The sequence below is a fragment of the Streptomyces sp. NBC_00400 genome (assembly GCF_036048035.1).
Lineage (GTDB): Bacteria > Actinomycetota > Actinomycetes > Streptomycetales > Streptomycetaceae > Streptomyces.
The window spans coordinates 3,699,118-3,714,224 of record NZ_CP107940.1; the positions used below are offsets into that span (position 1 = coordinate 3,699,118).

11 protein-coding genes are annotated in these 15,107 nt (G+C 70.3%); 3 read left to right on the plus strand and 8 right to left on the minus strand.

The window, feature by feature from the left end:
- Nucleotides 1-147: 147 nt before the first annotated feature.
- Entirely contained in the window at nt 148-3,054 is a 2,907-nt protein-coding gene (gene topA, locus OHS81_RS15965; RefSeq protein ID WP_328385431.1) for a type I DNA topoisomerase, read from the minus strand.
- Between the two features lie 505 nt (nt 3,055-3,559).
- On the opposite strand from topA, the gene OHS81_RS15970 reads away from it, so the two are divergent.
- Together OHS81_RS15970 and OHS81_RS15975 are read left to right on the plus strand one after the other, a co-directional pair.
- Nucleotides 3,560-4,261 (plus strand): hypothetical protein, encoded by a 702-nt coding sequence (locus OHS81_RS15970; RefSeq protein ID WP_328385432.1) that lies wholly within the window; start codon nt 3,560-3,562, stop codon nt 4,259-4,261.
- The gene (locus OHS81_RS15975) at nt 4,258-4,698 is read left to right on the plus strand and encodes a DUF2752 domain-containing protein (RefSeq protein WP_328385433.1); all 441 of its coding nucleotides are present in this window, start codon (nt 4,258-4,260) and stop codon (nt 4,696-4,698) included. Before OHS81_RS15970 ends, OHS81_RS15975 begins: the two co-directional genes overlap by 4 nt.
- Before the next feature lie 108 nt (nt 4,699-4,806).
- Here the strand turns inward: OHS81_RS15975 and OHS81_RS15980 are convergent, their stop codons facing one another.
- The 7 genes from OHS81_RS15980 to bldG form a co-directional block, all read right to left on the minus strand.
- On the minus strand, nt 4,807-5,211 hold the full coding sequence (locus OHS81_RS15980; RefSeq protein WP_328385434.1) for a hypothetical protein: 405 nt from the start codon (nt 5,209-5,211) through the stop codon (nt 4,807-4,809).
- Between the two features lie 276 nt (nt 5,212-5,487).
- The gene (locus OHS81_RS15985) at nt 5,488-5,685 is read right to left on the minus strand and encodes a hypothetical protein (protein ID WP_328385435.1); all 198 of its coding nucleotides are present in this window, start codon (nt 5,683-5,685) and stop codon (nt 5,488-5,490) included.
- 129 nt (nt 5,686-5,814) lie between these two features.
- Nucleotides 5,815-7,353: a DUF7059 domain-containing protein gene (locus OHS81_RS15990; RefSeq protein WP_328385436.1), complete on the minus strand. Its 1,539-nt coding sequence runs from the start codon at nt 7,351-7,353 to the stop codon at nt 5,815-5,817.
- Between the two features lie 150 nt (nt 7,354-7,503).
- Nucleotides 7,504-8,088 carry a small secreted protein gene (locus tag OHS81_RS15995; protein ID WP_328385437.1) on the minus strand — a complete coding sequence of 195 codons (585 nt, stop codon included), beginning with the start codon at nt 8,086-8,088 and terminating at the stop codon, nt 7,504-7,506.
- Nucleotides 8,089-8,306: 218 nt separating this feature from the next.
- Complete coding sequence (locus OHS81_RS16000) at nt 8,307-10,712, minus strand: sodium-translocating pyrophosphatase (RefSeq protein WP_328385438.1); 2,406 nt, start codon at nt 10,710-10,712, stop codon at nt 8,307-8,309.
- Between the two features lie 947 nt (nt 10,713-11,659).
- Nucleotides 11,660-12,100, minus strand: coding sequence for an ATP-binding protein (locus tag OHS81_RS16005; protein WP_328385439.1), 441 nt, complete (start codon nt 12,098-12,100; stop codon nt 11,660-11,662).
- A gap of 111 nt (nt 12,101-12,211) precedes the next feature.
- Nucleotides 12,212-12,553, minus strand: coding sequence for an anti-sigma factor antagonist BldG (gene bldG, locus OHS81_RS16010; protein ID WP_004571875.1), 342 nt, complete (start codon nt 12,551-12,553; stop codon nt 12,212-12,214).
- Between the two features lie 162 nt (nt 12,554-12,715).
- Here bldG and OHS81_RS16015 point away from each other — a divergent pair, with 162 nt between their 5' ends.
- Nucleotides 12,716-15,079 (plus strand): DEAD/DEAH box helicase, encoded by a 2,364-nt coding sequence (locus OHS81_RS16015; protein ID WP_328385440.1) that lies wholly within the window; start codon nt 12,716-12,718, stop codon nt 15,077-15,079.
- Nucleotides 15,080-15,107 lie beyond the last annotated feature (28 nt).

Sequence of the window (15,107 nt, forward strand, 5' to 3'; positions counted from 1 at the left end):
AGCGCCCACCCGAACAAATGGGCGGGTACAACGGAACGCATCCGTTGTACCCGCCCATGTCCTGCGCTTTTACCGGCGCGGCCGTGCCGGGACCGGCACGGGCCTCGGCCCTCCGCCTTACCGGCGCGGCCGGGAGCGGCGCGGGCCTCAGTCCTCCGCCGGCGCCGCCGTCTTCTTCGCCGCCGCCGTCTTGGCGGTGGCCTTTTTGGCGGTCGTCTTCTTGGCGGTCGTCTTCTTGGCCGCCGTGGTCTTCTTCGCCGTGGTGGTCTTCTTGGCGGCCGTCTTCTTCGCAGCCGTCTTCTTGGCCGGCGCCTTCTTGGCCGCCTTCTTCGCGGTCTTCTTCGCCGGCCCCTTGGCGCGCTTCTCCGCCAGCAGCTCGTAGCCCCGCTCGGCGGTGACCGTCTCGACGTCGTCGTCCCGCCGCAGCGTCGCGTTGGTCTCGCCATCGGTGACATACGCACCGAACCGGCCGTCCTTGACCACCACCGGCTTGCCGCTCACCGGGTCCGTGCCCAGCTCCTTGAGCGGCGGCTTGGCGGCGGCCCGCCCGCGCTGCTTGGGCTGTGCGTAGATCGCCAGCGCCTCTTCGGTCGTGATCGTGAAGAGCTGCTCCTCAGTCTCCAGGGAGCGCGAGTCGGTGCCCTTCTTCAGATACGGGCCGTAGCGGCCGTTCTGCGCGGTGATCTCCACGCCCTCGGGGTCCTTGCCGACGACGCGCGGCAGCGACATCAGCTTGAGCGCGTCCGCCAGGGTCACGGTGTCCAGGGACATCGACTTGAAGAGCGAGGCGGTGCGCGGCTTGACCGCGTTCTTGCCGGTCTTCGGGGTGCCCTCGGGCAGGATCTCGGTGACGTACGGGCCGTAGCGGCCGTCCTTGGCGACGATCTGGCGGCCGGACTCCGGGTCCATGCCCAGCTCGAAGTCTCCGCTCGGCTTGGCGAGCAGCTCCTCCGCGTACTCCACGGTCAGCTCGTCGGGCGCCAGGTCGTCGGGGACGTCGGCGCGCTGATGGCCCTCGGCGTCCTTCTCCCCGCGCTCGACGTACGGGCCGTAGCGGCCGACCCGCAGCTTGATGTCGTCGCTGACGGGGAAGGACGAGATCTCCCGGGCGTCGATGGCGCCCAGGTCCTCGACCAGTTCCTTCAGGCCGCCGAGGTGGTCGCCGTCGCCGTTTCCGGCGTCCGAGGCGGCTCCCGCGGCATCGCCCTCGCCGAAGTAGAAGCGCCGCAGCCACGGCACGGCCTGCGCCTCACCGCGGGCGATGCGGTCGAGGTCGTCCTCCATCTTGGCGGTGAAGCCGTAGTCGACCAGCCGGCCGAAGTGCTTCTCCAGGAGGTTGACCACCGCGAACGAGAGGAAGGACGGGACGAGCGCGGTGCCCTTCTTGAAGACATAGCCGCGGTCGAGGATGGTGCCGATGATCGAGGCGTACGTCGACGGGCGGCCGATCTCGCGCTCTTCCAGCTCCTTGACCAGCGTGGCCTCGGTGTAGCGGGCGGGCGGCTTGGTGGCGTGCCCGTCGGCGGTGATCTCCTGCGCGGCGAGCGCATCGCCCTCGGCGACCTGCGGCAGCCGGCGCTCGCGGTCGTCGAGCTCGGCGTTGGGGTCGTCGGCGCCTTCCACATAGGCCTTGAGGAAGCCGTGGAAGGTGATGGTCTTGCCGGACGCGCTGAACTCGGCGTCCCGGCCGTCGGCGGCCCGGCCACCGATCTTGACGGTGACGGAGTTACCGGTCGCGTCCTTCATCTGGGAAGCGACGGTCCGCTTCCAGATCAGCTCGTAGAGCTTGAACTGGTCGCCGGTCAGACCGGTCTCGGCCGGGGTGCGGAAGCGGTCGCCGGAGGGGCGGATCGCCTCGTGCGCCTCCTGCGCGTTCTTGACCTTGCCGGCGTAGGTGCGCGGCTTGTCCGGCAGGTAGTTCGCGCCGTACAGATGCGTCACCTGCGCCCGGGCCGCGGTGACCGCGGTGTCCGAGAGCGTGGTGGAGTCCGTACGCATATAGGTGATGAAGCCGTTCTCGTACAGCTTCTGCGCCACCTGCATCGTCGCCTTGGCGCCGAAGCCGAGCTTGCGGCTGGCCTCCTGCTGGAGGGTGGTCGTCCGGAACGGTGCGTACGGCGAGCGGCGGTAGGGCTTGGACTCGACCGAGCGCACCGCGAAGTCGGTGTTCTCCAGGGCGGCGGCGAGCGCGCGGGCGTTCGCCTCGTCCAAATGGAGGACGCCCTCCCGTCGCCCACCGCCGCCCTTGCCGGAAGTCGCTTCGCTCCCCTCTTGACTCTTGAGCTGCCCGTTGGGACCGAAGTCACGGCCCTGGGCAATACGGCGGCCGTCAACGGTGTTCAAGCGGGCGGTCAGCACCGACGGGTCGCTGGCGTCGCCCGCCCGGCCGGTGGCAAAGGTGCCGGTCAGGTCCCAGTACTCGGCGGATCGGAAGGCGATGCGCTCGCGCTCCCGCTCGACGACGAGCCGGGTCGCGACGGACTGCACCCGGCCGGCCGACAGCCGGGGCATGACCTTCTTCCACAGAACCGGCGAGACCTCGTAGCCGTAAAGGCGGTCGAGGATCCGGCGGGTCTCCTGGGCGTCGACCAGCTTCTGGTTCAGGTCGCGCGGATTGGCGACGGCCTCGCGGATCGCGTCCTTGGTGATCTCGTGGAAGACCATCCGGTGGACGGGGACCTTGGGCTTGAGGATCTCCTGGAGGTGCCAGGCGATGGCCTCGCCCTCGCGGTCCTCATCTGTGGCGAGGTAGAGCTCGTCGGACTCGGCCAGCAGCTCCTTGAGCTTCTTGACCTGGTCCTTCTTGTCACTGTTGACGACATAGATCGGCTGGAAGTCGGCGTCGACATTCACGCCGAGGCGGGCCCAGGGCTCGCCCTTGTACTTCGCCGGGACCTCTGCGGCGCCATTGGGCAGGTCGCGGATGTGTCCGACGCTCGCCTCGACCACGTAGCCAGGGCCGAGGTAGCCCTTGATCGTCTTCGCCTTGGCAGGCGACTCGACGATGACGAGTCGGCGGCCGCCGCCGTCTGTGGTCTCGCTGGTCGGGGACAACTTCGCTCTTCTCTCCGGTCGACGCTGGAAATGCCTCCCGGCCGGACGCCGGGGACGCAATGCGGTGACGCTTGACGCTGCGGAGTGTGACGGTACCTCCCGGCCCCGTGTCAAACGGAAAAACCCCGCAACGCCACTCGAACGGTAACCCGACTACATGCCTTCCTGCCGCCCGGACCGCATCGGGCGCTCACTACGGGCCCGGGGCGCGCCTTGTGGATCACGGCGGTGCCGTACGGCTCCCCGGCGCCCACCTCGGACGTTCCCCGTGCGGCGCAGCTGCGGCACCCTCGGTGATGTCACACAGTGACGGATCCTGGCCGTCCGCCACCCGCCCGCAGTCGCACGCCGCACCGTCCGCGGACCGGCGACTGTCACAGGGCGGCGCCGGTTGCCGTCATTGCCTTGATACAGCACGTAAGCGGGCTGGCAGGATGGAAACGGCACGGCTCGCCGTTCGAGTCGAGTACTGCCGTCATCACGCACTCTCGGGGGGACCTCACCCATGGCGAACCAGTACCCCGGACCGCCGCCGGACCAGCCGCCCGGTCAGTCCGGCCAGTCCGGCCAGTCCGGCCAGAACCCTTACGCCAAGCCGGACGGCCCGCAGCCCGCCGACGCCGGTTACGGCAACCCGCAGGGCGGCCGCCCCGGGGAGCCCGGATACGGCTATCCGCAGGCCGGCTCGCCGCCGCCACAGCCCCAGGCCCAGCCCGGATACGGCTACCCGAGCGACGTCCTGGCGCCGCCCACGCCCGGATTCCCGCCGGGCGCTCCGCCGCAGCCGGCCCCCGGCGGGTTCCAGGCCGGGCCCGGCGGGTTCCAGGCCGGGCCCGGCGGGTTCCAGGCCGGGGCCCAGCCCGGCGGGATGGTGCTGTCGCTCGGCGACATAGCGGTGACCGGCGACACGATCATGACGCCGGCCGGGCCGATGCCGCTCAGGGGCGCGGTGTGGACGGCGACCGATATGTCGCGCACGGAGGAGAAGATGCCGACGCACGCGGTCGTGCTCGCCATCGTTTTCTTCTTCTTCTGCCTGCTCGGGCTGCTCTTCCTGCTGATGAAGGAGCGGGTGACCACCGGGTTCGTGCAGGTCACGGTGAACAGCGGAGGCCGGCACCACGCCACGATGATCCCGGTCCAGTCGCGCGAGCAGGTGATGTTCATCCTCAACCAGGTCAACTACGCCAGGTCGCTGAGCGTGTGAGCCCCGGCACGCCGTGGGGTCCTGCCGAGCCTGCGGAACCCAGCGCGACATCGGTCCGGGTACGTACCGTCCGCCAGGCGTCGATCGCCCTCGGTGCCGGGGCGGCGGCCGCCGTCTATCTCTGGCACACCGACCCGCACCAACCGGGGCAGCTGCTGCTCCCCTGTCCGTTCAAATGGACCACCGGGCTGCTGTGCCCGCTGTGCGGCGGGACACGGATGGCGTACGACCTGATGCACGGCGATGTCGTGCGGGCCTTCCACGACAACGCCGTGCTGCTCACGCTGGCCGGCCCGGTCGTGGCGTACGCCGTCGGGCGCTGGCTGGTCGCCGGGATCGGCGGGCGGGTCTACCGGCCACGCCTCCGGGCCCGCGGCAACGCCGTGGTGCTCGGCATTGCCGCGGCCTGGACGGTCGCCCGCAACCTTGTCGGTTAGGGGTTTGATCCAGGGACATCACGGATGATCCGGGCGCGGTCCGGACCGTCCGGTGTCAGCGGACCGTCCGGTGCCGGCAACCATCCGGTGCCGGCGGACCGTCCGGTGTCAGCGGACGGTGACCTTGACCACCGGGGAGACGGTGCTGCCGGCTCCCATACGGAGCTGGTTGACGCCCTTGATGCCGAGCTTGACCCGCACCGAGTACGTGCCGCTGGCGTTCACCGGCGTCTGTGCGGGCAGCGAGACCCACTTCGTGCCCTGCTTCTGCTGGACGGTGACCTTGGTACCGGCCTTGATGCCCTTGGCGGTGCCCGAGATCCGGAACTCCTGCCAGGCGTTGACGGTGGACACGCTGGCCTTGGCCGTCAGTGCGGCTGCGGCCGGAGCGGTGGCCACGACCGGCGTGGGCGAGTGGAGGTCCTGCGGCGCGGCGAAGGCCGCGGCCGAGCCGCCGGCGAGCAGGGAAACGGCAATGGTGCCGACGGCGACGTAGCGGAGTGCACGGTTCATGTTGGTTCCTCACTGAAGGGTCGTGAGCGTGCCGGTCGTTGCTGACCTTCACTGAGGAACATGGCCAACGGCCCGGAAAAGTTCCCGTGTACCACCACACATCGGCCATCTGTCACAGAACTGGCGTGAAGTGAACGTAGCCCCACGCAACGGCAGTTGAGAGGCGCCGTGTCCTGGCGGCGGAAAGCCGCCGTCAGGTGGCTCTCCGCACCGCGGCGCCCGTGGGACGACGGCCGGCGGGACGGCACAGGGACAACAGGTCCCGGCGCCCCACGGCTACAACGCTGCCAGCAACCAGCAGCCCGTGGCCAGGAACACCACGCCGGCCAGCAGCGCCGTCACAGCGGCGACCGGCCGGCTGACGCCCTCGGCGACCGGCGCACCGGTCCGTGCGCAGACGCCCGTCCACACCAGCAGTCCGGCGCCGAACAGTGCGAACGCCGCACCGGCGAACACCTCGGGTCCACTCTCCATGCGGGCAGCGTGGCACCCCAGGGCGGCATTCCGGCGAACGCCGGATGAACTACACCCGTTCGCCTCGCGCCTCTCCCGTCCTGCTCCCCCACATCCCCCTTCCCCCGTTTCCCCCGTCGCTCTCCCCTGTCAGCCGCCCGCGGCCACCGGCTCCAGGAACCCCTGCTCGACCAGCGTCCGGATCGAGGCCGGCGTACGGTCCCGCAGCAGAACCGGATCCTCGCCGACGAGTTGGGCGATGGCGTCCAGAATCCGCCCGGCCGGGAGGGATCCGTCACACACTCCGGCGAAGCCCGCGCCGACCGTGTCCACCTTCGTTGCCCGCCGCATACCGCGGTTCTGACGCAGCACCACATGCTCGGGGTCCTCCGCCCCGGGCAGCCCGACCTGCTCCTGCACCACCTCGTCGGCGAGCCGGAAGTGGCCGGCGAGCAGCGCCGCATCGTCGGTGGCCCGCAGATAGTCCTGGCGGTCGAAGTGCCGTACGACCGACTCCCCCAGCGGCTGTTCCACCGGATGCGGCCATTCCTCGACCGTGATGGACGGGGAATCCGACCCGGACTTGCGCAGCGTGATCCAGCCGAAGCCGATGGCCTTGGTCTTGCGTGCCTCGAACTCGTCGAGCCAGGCGTCGTAGCGCGCGGCGTACGCCTCGTCCCCGGCGCGGTGGTCGCCCGCGTCACGCAGCCACAGTTCGGCGTACTGGGTGACGTCCTGTACCTCGCGCTGCACGATCCAGGCGTCGCAGCCGGGCGGCACCCAGGAGCGCAGCCGGTCGTGCCACTCCTCGCCCGCCACATGCTGCCAATTGGCCAGCAGCTGGCAGTACCCGCCGTCGTTGAGATGCGCGGCGGACTGCTGGACGAGCGTCCGGCACAGGTCGTCACCGCCCATGCCGCCGTCGCGGTAGGTGAGCCGGGCGCCCGGCGAGATCACGAACGGCGGGTTGGACACGATCAGGTCGTACGTCTCGTCGCCCACGGGCTCGAACAGCGAGCCCTCCCGCAGATCCGCCGGCCCCGCCCCGGAGAGCGCCAGGGTCAGCGCGGCGATCCGCAGCGCGCGGGGGTTGAGGTCGGTGCCCGTGACGCGGGTGGCGTGCTGAGCGGCGTGCAGTGCCTGGATGCCGGAGCCCGTGCCGAGATCGAGCGCCTTGGCGACCGGCCTGCGCACCGTGATCCCCGCGAGGGTCGTGGAGGCACCGCCGACACCGAGCACCAGCTGTGAGCGGTCCGGTTCCCCGGCGCCCCGGATGCCGCCGGCGCCACCGACCGCACAGCCCAGGTCGGAGACGATCCACCAGTCCTGTCCCTCGGGGCCGCCATACGGGCGCACGTCCACACTGGCGCGCAGCTCGTCGCCGTCCTGCACCAGCCAGCCGTCGGCGAGGCAGTCCGCGACCGGCAGCGCGGCCTGCGCCCGGCGCAGCTCCACCGGCCGCTGCAGCAGGAACAGCCGCACCAGGGTCTCCAACGGGCTGTCGCCGCGCGTCGCCCGCAGGGCGGGGACGGTCTCGCTGCGCGCCAGCGCGGCGTAGGCCGGCGCGCCGAGCAGCTCCAGCAGCCCGTCGGCGGTGAAGGCGGCGGCCCGCAACGCCTCGCGCAGCCGGGCGGTGCGGGCGGTGCTCTCGGGGTCCTGGACATCGGCGGTGGGGAGGTGCGTACTCACATCCACCATTGTCGGCCCTGCCACTGACAATCGGCGACGGCCCGGCGCCACACCCTTCTCGGGCGCGTCGCCGGGCCGTACGGAGCCGCTGCGGTGGACGTTCGCCGCAGGCTCCCCGTGCTCACAGGACTCCTGGGACTTCTTGGGCTCCTAGGACTTCTTGGACTGCGTGGGTGCCGGGGAGCCGGACGCGGCCGGGTTCTGGCAGCCCTTCTGGGCGGCCATCGCCGTGCCGACCTCGCCGGACTCCAGGTTCTTGAAGGCCGCCTCGCTCTGCTTGTTCAGCTTGTTGATGCCGCTGGAGAGGTCGCGCAGACCGTCCGCGAACTTCAGCTTGTCCGAGGTGTCGAGCTTGTTGACCTGCTTCTGAAGGTCCGCATAGCCCTTGGAAAGCGAGTTGAGCTCCTTGACGGCGTTCTGCTGTGCCTGCTTCCCCTGGTCGGTGGGCGGCGGCCCGGCCTTCTCCAGGGAGGTGGCCAGCGAGGCGTAGGCCTGGGAAATCTTCTGGAAGGCCGCCGAGTCCGTCTGCTGGACCTTCTTGGAGTCGGTGCTGCCGTTGTCGGCCGTCTGCATGGCGCCGTTGGCGTCCTGGATCTTCTTGAACTGAGCCTGCGCAGGGTCGCAGAAACTCTTCGCCCAGTCATTGAGCTTCTTGTTGCTGTCGTCGCTGCAGCCGGTCAGCGCGAGCACCAGTGCCGCACCGCCGGACAGTGCAGCCACAAGCTTCTTGTTCACCGGATTGGTCCCTTCCATGGCTCTCGGCCCCGGAACATACACGTCCAAACGGCCTGGGCCACCGGTCGGGCATCCCGCCCTGCCCTCATTGCAGCCATTTGCACCAAGGACCGCAGGGCCACCCGAGCACGCGGAAGGCGGGTGGGCGGCGTCTGCAACATACGCCGTCCACCCGCCCAGTTGAGCGGCCCGCGGGCCCTTCCGGAGGTGCTTTCCGGCTAGGACGCCACCGCCGTCTCGGCCGACTTGGCGATGCTTTCCGGGTCTTCGGAGTTGTCTTCGTCACCCACGGCGATTCCGCGCCGCTTGGAGACGTACACCGCACCGACGATCACGGCGAGCGCCAGTACGGAGACGACGATGCGCACGCCCGTGCTCTTGTCCTGGCCGTATGAGAACTTCACCACAGCGGGCGCGATCAGCAGCGCCACCAGGTTCATGACCTTCAGCAGCGGGTTGATCGCCGGGCCCGCGGTGTCCTTGAACGGGTCACCCACGGTGTCGCCGATGACCGTCGCGGCATGCGCCTCACTGCCCTTGCCGCCGTGGTGGCCGTCCTCGACGAGCTTCTTGGCGTTGTCCCACGCGCCACCGGAGTTGGCGAGGAAGACCGCCATCAGCGTGCCGGTGCCGATCGCACCCGCCAGGAACGAGCCGAGCGCGCCGACGCCGAGCGAGAAGCCGACCGCGATCGGGGTGAGCACGGCCAGCAGCCCGGGGGTGGCCAGCTCACGGAGCGCGTCCTTGGTGCAGATGTCGACGACCCGCCCGTACTCGGGCTGCTCGGTGTAGTCCATGATTCCGGGGTGCTCGCGGAACTGCCGCCGCACCTCGAAGACCACCGCTCCCGCCGACCGCGACACCGCGTTGATCGCCAGCCCGGAGAACAGGAAGACGACCGAGGCCCCGAGGATCAGCCCGACCAGGTTGTTGGGCTGCGAGATGTCCAGGCTGAGCCCCATCCCGCTCGCGGCGTTGCCGATGTCGCGCACCGCGGTGGCGATCGCGTCCCGGTACGAGCCGAAGAGCGCAGCAGCGGCCAGTACAGCGGTCGCGATGGCGATGCCCTTGGTGATGGCCTTGGTGGTGTTGCCGACCGCGTCCAGGTCGGTCAGCACCTGCGCGCCGTCACCGGTGACATCGCCGGACATCTCGGCGATGCCCTGCGCGTTGTCGGAGACCGGTCCGAAGGTGTCCATCGCCACGATCACGCCGACGGTGGTCAGCAGACCGGTGCCGGCCAGCGCCACCGCGAACAGCGCCAGGATGATGGAGGCGCCGCCCAGCAGGTACGCCCCGTAGACGGCCAGGCCGATCAGCACCGCCGAATAGACCGCCGACTCCAGGCCGATCGAGATGCCGGAGAGGATCACGGTGGCCGGGCCGGTCAGCGAGGTCTTGCCGATGTCCCGGACGGGGCGCCGGCTGGTCTCGGTGAAGTAGCCGGTCAGCTGCTGGATCAGCGCGGCCAGCACGATGCCGATGGCGACCGCCACGAGCGCCAGCATCCGCGGATCACCGCTGCGGCCCAGCACCTCGGTGTCGGTGACACCGGTCAGGTCCTGATAGCTGGACGGCAGGTAGGTGAACACCGCGACGGCCACCAGCACCAACGAGATGCCCGCGGAGATGAAGAAGCCGCGGTTGATCGCCGTCATACCGCTGCGGTCGCTGCGCCGGGGCGCGACGACGAAGATGCCGACCATCGCGGTGAGCACCCCGATGGCCGGGACCAGCAGCGGGAAGGCCAGCCCGGCGTCACCGAAGGCGGCCATCCCCAGGATGAGGGCGGCGACCAGGGTCACCGCGTACGACTCGAAGAGGTCGGCGGCCATACCGGCGCAGTCACCGACGTTGTCGCCCACGTTGTCCGCGATGGTCGCGGCGTTGCGCGGGTCGTCCTCCGGGATGCCCTGCTCGACCTTGCCGACGAGGTCGGCGCCGACGTCCGCGGCCTTGGTGAAGATGCCGCCGCCGACCCTCATGAACATCGCGATCAGCGCGGCGCCGAGGCCGAAGCCCTCCAGCACCTTGGGCGCGTCGACCGCGTACACGAGCACCACGCAGGACGCGCCGAGCAGGCCCAGCCCCACGGTGAACATGCCGACGACGCCACCGGTGCGGAATGCGATCTTCATCGCCTTGTGGGAGACCGCCGTAAGATCCTTTTTCTTGGTATCGCCCTCGGCCGGAGTGGCTTCCCGTGCGGCCGCGGCGACGCGCACATTGCTGCGCACGGCGAGCCACATCCCGATATAGCCGGTGGCCGCCGAGAATCCGGCGCCGATCAAGAAGAAGGCGCTGCGTCCGGCGCGCTGCGTCCAATTGTCCGCGGGCAGCAGCATGAGCAGGAAGAACACCACGACGGCAAATACGCCGAGAGTCCGCAACTGCCGTGCCAGGTAGGCATTTGCGCCTTCCTGCACGGCCGCCGCGATCTTCTTCATACTGTCGGTTCCCTCACCGGCCGCGAGCACTTGGCGGACCAGCACCGCCGCGACAGCCAGCGCCGCCAGGGCGACCACGGCGATCACCAGCACGATGCCGCGGTTACCCGCCGTGAGCGAGGGCCCGGCCAGAAAAGTGGGGGTGTCAAGCAACTGAGGGGTGTAAGGCCCCGCCATTCGTCCTCCTTGACGTTTGGCACATGGGCGCGCGGAAGCACGCTCAGGCGTCCTGAGCAAGATGTGGACGGATTGTAGGGAGCCACGGTTGATCAAAACAGTACGCGTCAAAGGGAATTCGCCGATAGCAGCGAAGATCAAAAGGTCGACGCCACACGGAATTCGCCCGGACGAAGGAAAGTCGCAAATTCACTGACCACCACCCGATGATCTCTCTGTCGTATTGATCGCCATGGGCGGCAAACTGATCGCCGCTGCTCACGGACGCCGCCCCCGAACCCGGGACCACGGAGACCCGCGTGACCCCGGTGAGAATTGATCCGCCCGGCTGCGGCCGGACGGGTGACCCGCGGCGCGCGGGACGCATCCCGGCGCCGGTTGAGGCTGCGTCAGATCGAGTCCGGATCGCAACGCATGAGGCCTGATCGAGAGGCCACGGCGAAGGGCCACGGCGAGGGGCCACGGCGAGGGCCGGAGGGCCGGATGACTGGCTGGAGCGAGGGGCTGGAGCGAGGGGCTGCTGCTGTCAGGGGCCGGTGGGCGAGCCGGCGTGGCGAGCGGGAGTGAGGGGCCGGGGCGAGCGACTGCCGCGGGTCCGACCCGGCAGGTCCCCCCGGGTCGGGCCCCCGGTCAGGCCCACCCTGTCGGGCCCACTCGGGAAGGCCGACAATCAAGATCAAGAAATGCGGCGGGGCCGGATGCCGGACGGGAGCACGGAGCCCGCTCAGGCCCGCCTGGTCAGCGCACGACGACCGACCACAGAGGGTCGAGAGGGAAGGCGCAGGCGACAGGGGGTGCGCGGGCAGCAGGAGCCGCACACGGGGGCAACAGAGCGAGCGCAGGCAGCAGGCAGCAGGCAGCAGGCAGCAGGCAGCAACGATGCGCGCCCCCACCGGCTACGGACGAAGTCCGGGGTCAGGGCATTCGCCGGGCACCGGTCCCGGGCGCTACGGCACCACCACGGCCGTCGTGGTGGGCCAGGTCATCCGGATCAGCCCGCCGTCCTTGCCGGCGGTCACCTCGACGTCGTCGACGAGCCCGCTGATCACCGCGAGGCCCATTTCGTCCTCGCCCTCGGCGTCGCTGTCCGCGGCGCCCTCGGGCTCGTCGCCGCGCGCGCCGGACGTACCGGAGTCGCCGGAGACTCCGTCGCCGACCTCGATCGAGAACTTCTTCTCGTCCTCGATCAGCAGGACGCGGACGGGCTCCGCGATGTCATGGCTCTCGTGCAGCCCGACGGCTCGGCTGCAGGCCTCACCGACGGCGAGCCGCACTTCGTCCAGCACGGCCTCGTCCACCCCGGCGCGCCGTGCCACGGCAGCCGCGACCAGACGCGCGGTGCGGACATGCTCGGGAAGGGCGCTGAAGCGAAGTTCGACGGTGGCCATGCCATCCCCCTCGTTTTGCGGGCGTGCGACGCAGGGGGCCGGACACCGTGTCCGGAACCCCCCACTGCTTCCTCCCCCCGCGCCTGATGGCGCGGGGGACCGGCAAAACCGTCAGTCAGTGGCTGCGACGGCTTCGTCGACCGAGGTGTGAATGGGAAACACCTTGGTCAGTCCGGTGATTCGGAAGATCTTGAGAATGCGCTCCTGGTTGCAGACCAGGCGCAGCGAGCCCTCATGGGCACGCACCCGCTTGAGTCCGCCGACCAGCACGCCGAGCCCAGTGGAGTCGAGGAAGTCGACACGTTCCATGTCCACCACGAGGTGGTAGCTTCCGTCGTTCACAAGCTCGACCAGCTGCTCCCGCAGCTTGGGCGCGGTGTATACATCAATCTCGCCACCGACCTCGACGACCGTACGGTCGCCAACGGTCCGGGTCGACAGGGACAGGTCCACGGATCCTCCAGCACCTTGCTATCGAGCGGTCGCCCCCCTGGGGCCTCCCCACCGAAGGTAGGGGCGGATCTGGCAGCCGCGATGGCATTCAATCACTTACCGGCAGGCGTGCACGACGCCCTTTAGGCATTGTCCGTCACTCCGGTGACACACTCGGTGCCGATGGCCTCCAATCCAGTCCCGCCGGATGCGGGCGCGCGCCCTTCCCCAGGCATGATTCTCGAACGTCTCGCCCGGGGCGCGACCCGCGCTGCGCGCATCACTCATACGGAGCACTTGCCCCCGCGCATCGGCAGCCATGCCGACTGGCCGGAACAGATCCGGCCGGAAGTGATCGATGCCATCCGTTCGGCCGGAATCGATCGTCCCTGGGCCCACCAGGCACGGACATCCGAACACGCACTGCGCGGCGAGTCGGTCGTCGTCGCCACCGGCACCGCCTCGGGGAAGTCCCTGGCGTATCTCGCGCCGGTCCTCTCCACGCTCCTGGACGGCTCCGAGGCGCCGAACGGAAGGGGCGCCACGGCCCTGTATCTGGCCCCCACGAAGGCGCTGGCGGCCGATCAGCGGCGTGCCGTACGCGAGCTGGCCGCTCCCCTGGGCACGGCCGTGCGGCCCGCGGTCTACGACGGCGACACCCCCGTCGAGGAGCGCGAATGGGTCCGCCAGTACGGCAACTACGTCCTGACCAACCCCGACATGCTGCACCGCGGCATCCTGCCGGCCCACCCCCGCTGGTCCTCCTTCCTGCGCGCGCTGCGCTATGTCGTCATCGATGAATGCCACAGCTACCGCGGTGTCTTCGGCTCGCATGTCGCGCAGGTCATCCGCCGGCTGCGCCGCGTCTGCGCCCGGTACGGCTCCGAGCCGGTCTTTCTGCTCGCCTCCGCCACGGCCGCGGAACCGGCCGAGGCCGCGACCCGGCTCACGGGCCTCCCCGTGGTGGAAATCACCGAGGACACCTCGCCGCGCGGTGAGTTGGTCTTCGCGCTGTGGGAGCCGCCGCTCACCGAACTCCATGGCGAGCAGGGCGCCCCGGTCCGCCGGACCGCCACCGCCGAGACCGCGGACCTGCTCACCGACCTCGCCGTCCAGGGCGTACGCACCGTCGCCTTCGTCCGCTCCCGGCGCGGCGCCGAGCTGATCGCGCTGATCGCCCAGGAGCGGCTCGCGGAGGTGGACCGCTCGCTGCCCGGGCGGGTCGCCGCGTACCGGGGCGGATATCTGCCCGAGGAGCGCCGCGCCCTGGAACGTGCGCTGCACAGCGGTGACCTCCTCGGTCTGGCCGCCACCACGGCGCTCGAACTGGGCGTGGACGTCTCCGGGCTGGATGCCGTGGTCATCGCCGGCTATCCGGGGACCCGGGCGTCGCTGTGGCAGCAGGCGGGCCGGGCGGGCCGCTCCGGGCAGGGCGCCCTCGCCGTGCTCGTGGCCCGCGACGACCCGCTGGACACCTATCTCGTCCATCACCCCGAGGCGCTCTTCGACCAGCCCGTCGAGTCCACCGTCCTCGACCCCGACAACCCGTACGTGCTCGCCCCGCATCTGTGCGCGGCAGCGTCCGAACTCCCGCTCACCGAGGCCGACTTCGCGCTCTTCGGGCCCGCGGCCGCCGGACTGATGCCGCAGCTGGAGGCCGCGAACCTGCTGCGCCGGCGTGCCAGGGCCTGGCACTGGACGCGCCGCGAGCGGGCCGCCGACCTCACCGACATCCGCGGCCAGGGCGGCTCGCCGGTGCAGGTCGTGGAGGACGGCACCGGACGGCTGCTGGGCACCGTGGACGCCGCCGCCGCGCACACCGCCGTCCACGACGGCGCGGTCCACCTTCACCAGGGCCGTACCTATGTCGTCCGGCACCTCGATCTGGCCGACAATGTGGCGCTCGTCGAAGAGGCCCACCCGCCCTATTCCACGACCGCCCGCGACACCACCGCCATCGCCGTCCTCGAGACCGACACCGAGATCCCGTGGGGGGACGGCCGGCTGTGCTTCGGATCCGTGGAGGTCACCAATCAGGTCGTCTCCTTCCTGCGTCGCAAACTGATCACCGGCGAGGTCCTGGGCGAGACCAAGCTCGATCTGCCGCCCCGTACGCTGCGCACCCGTGCGGTGTGGTGGACGGTCACCGAGGACCAGCTCGACGCCGCCCGCGTCAATCCCGAGCAGCTGGGCGGCGCGCTGCACGCCGCGGAACACGCCTCCATCGGCATGCTGCCGCTCTTCGCCACCTGTGACCGCTGGGACATCGGCGGCGTCTCCGTGCCGCTTCACCCGGACACCCTGCTGCCGACCGTTTTCGTCTACGACGGCCATCCCGGCGGCGCCGGATTCGCCGAGCGCGCCTTCCACACGGCCGCCGACTGGCTCACCGCCACCCGCGACGCCATCGCCTCCTGCGAATGCGAGGCCGGCTGCCCTTCCTGCATCCAGTCCCCCAAGTGCGGCAACGGCAACGACCCGCTCCACAAGCGCGGAGCCATCCGGTTGCTGGGGGAACTGCTGCGGGGCGTGCCGGAGCAGGCCTAGCGGGCGGGCACGGGCAGCGGCGCCGGCT

Bases quoted from the DNA above. Each gene is read 5' to 3' on its own strand.
- OHS81_RS16005 (WP_328385439.1), bottom strand. From the start codon at position 12,100: ATGGCCACCGTCGAACTTCGCTTCAGCGCCCTTCCCGAGCATGTCCGC.
- OHS81_RS15970 (WP_328385432.1), top strand. From the start codon at position 3,560: ATGGCGAACCAGTACCCCGGACCGCCGCCGGACCAGCCGCCCGGTCAG.
- OHS81_RS16000 (WP_328385438.1), bottom strand. From the start codon at position 10,712: ATGGCGGGGCCTTACACCCCTCAGTTGCTTGACACCCCCACTTTTCTG.
- OHS81_RS15985 (WP_328385435.1), bottom strand. From the start codon at position 5,685: ATGGAGAGTGGACCCGAGGTGTTCGCCGGTGCGGCGTTCGCACTGTTC.
- OHS81_RS16015 (WP_328385440.1), top strand. From the start codon at position 12,716: ATGGCCTCCAATCCAGTCCCGCCGGATGCGGGCGCGCGCCCTTCCCCA.
- OHS81_RS15980 (WP_328385434.1), bottom strand. From the start codon at position 5,211: ATGAACCGTGCACTCCGCTACGTCGCCGTCGGCACCATTGCCGTTTCC.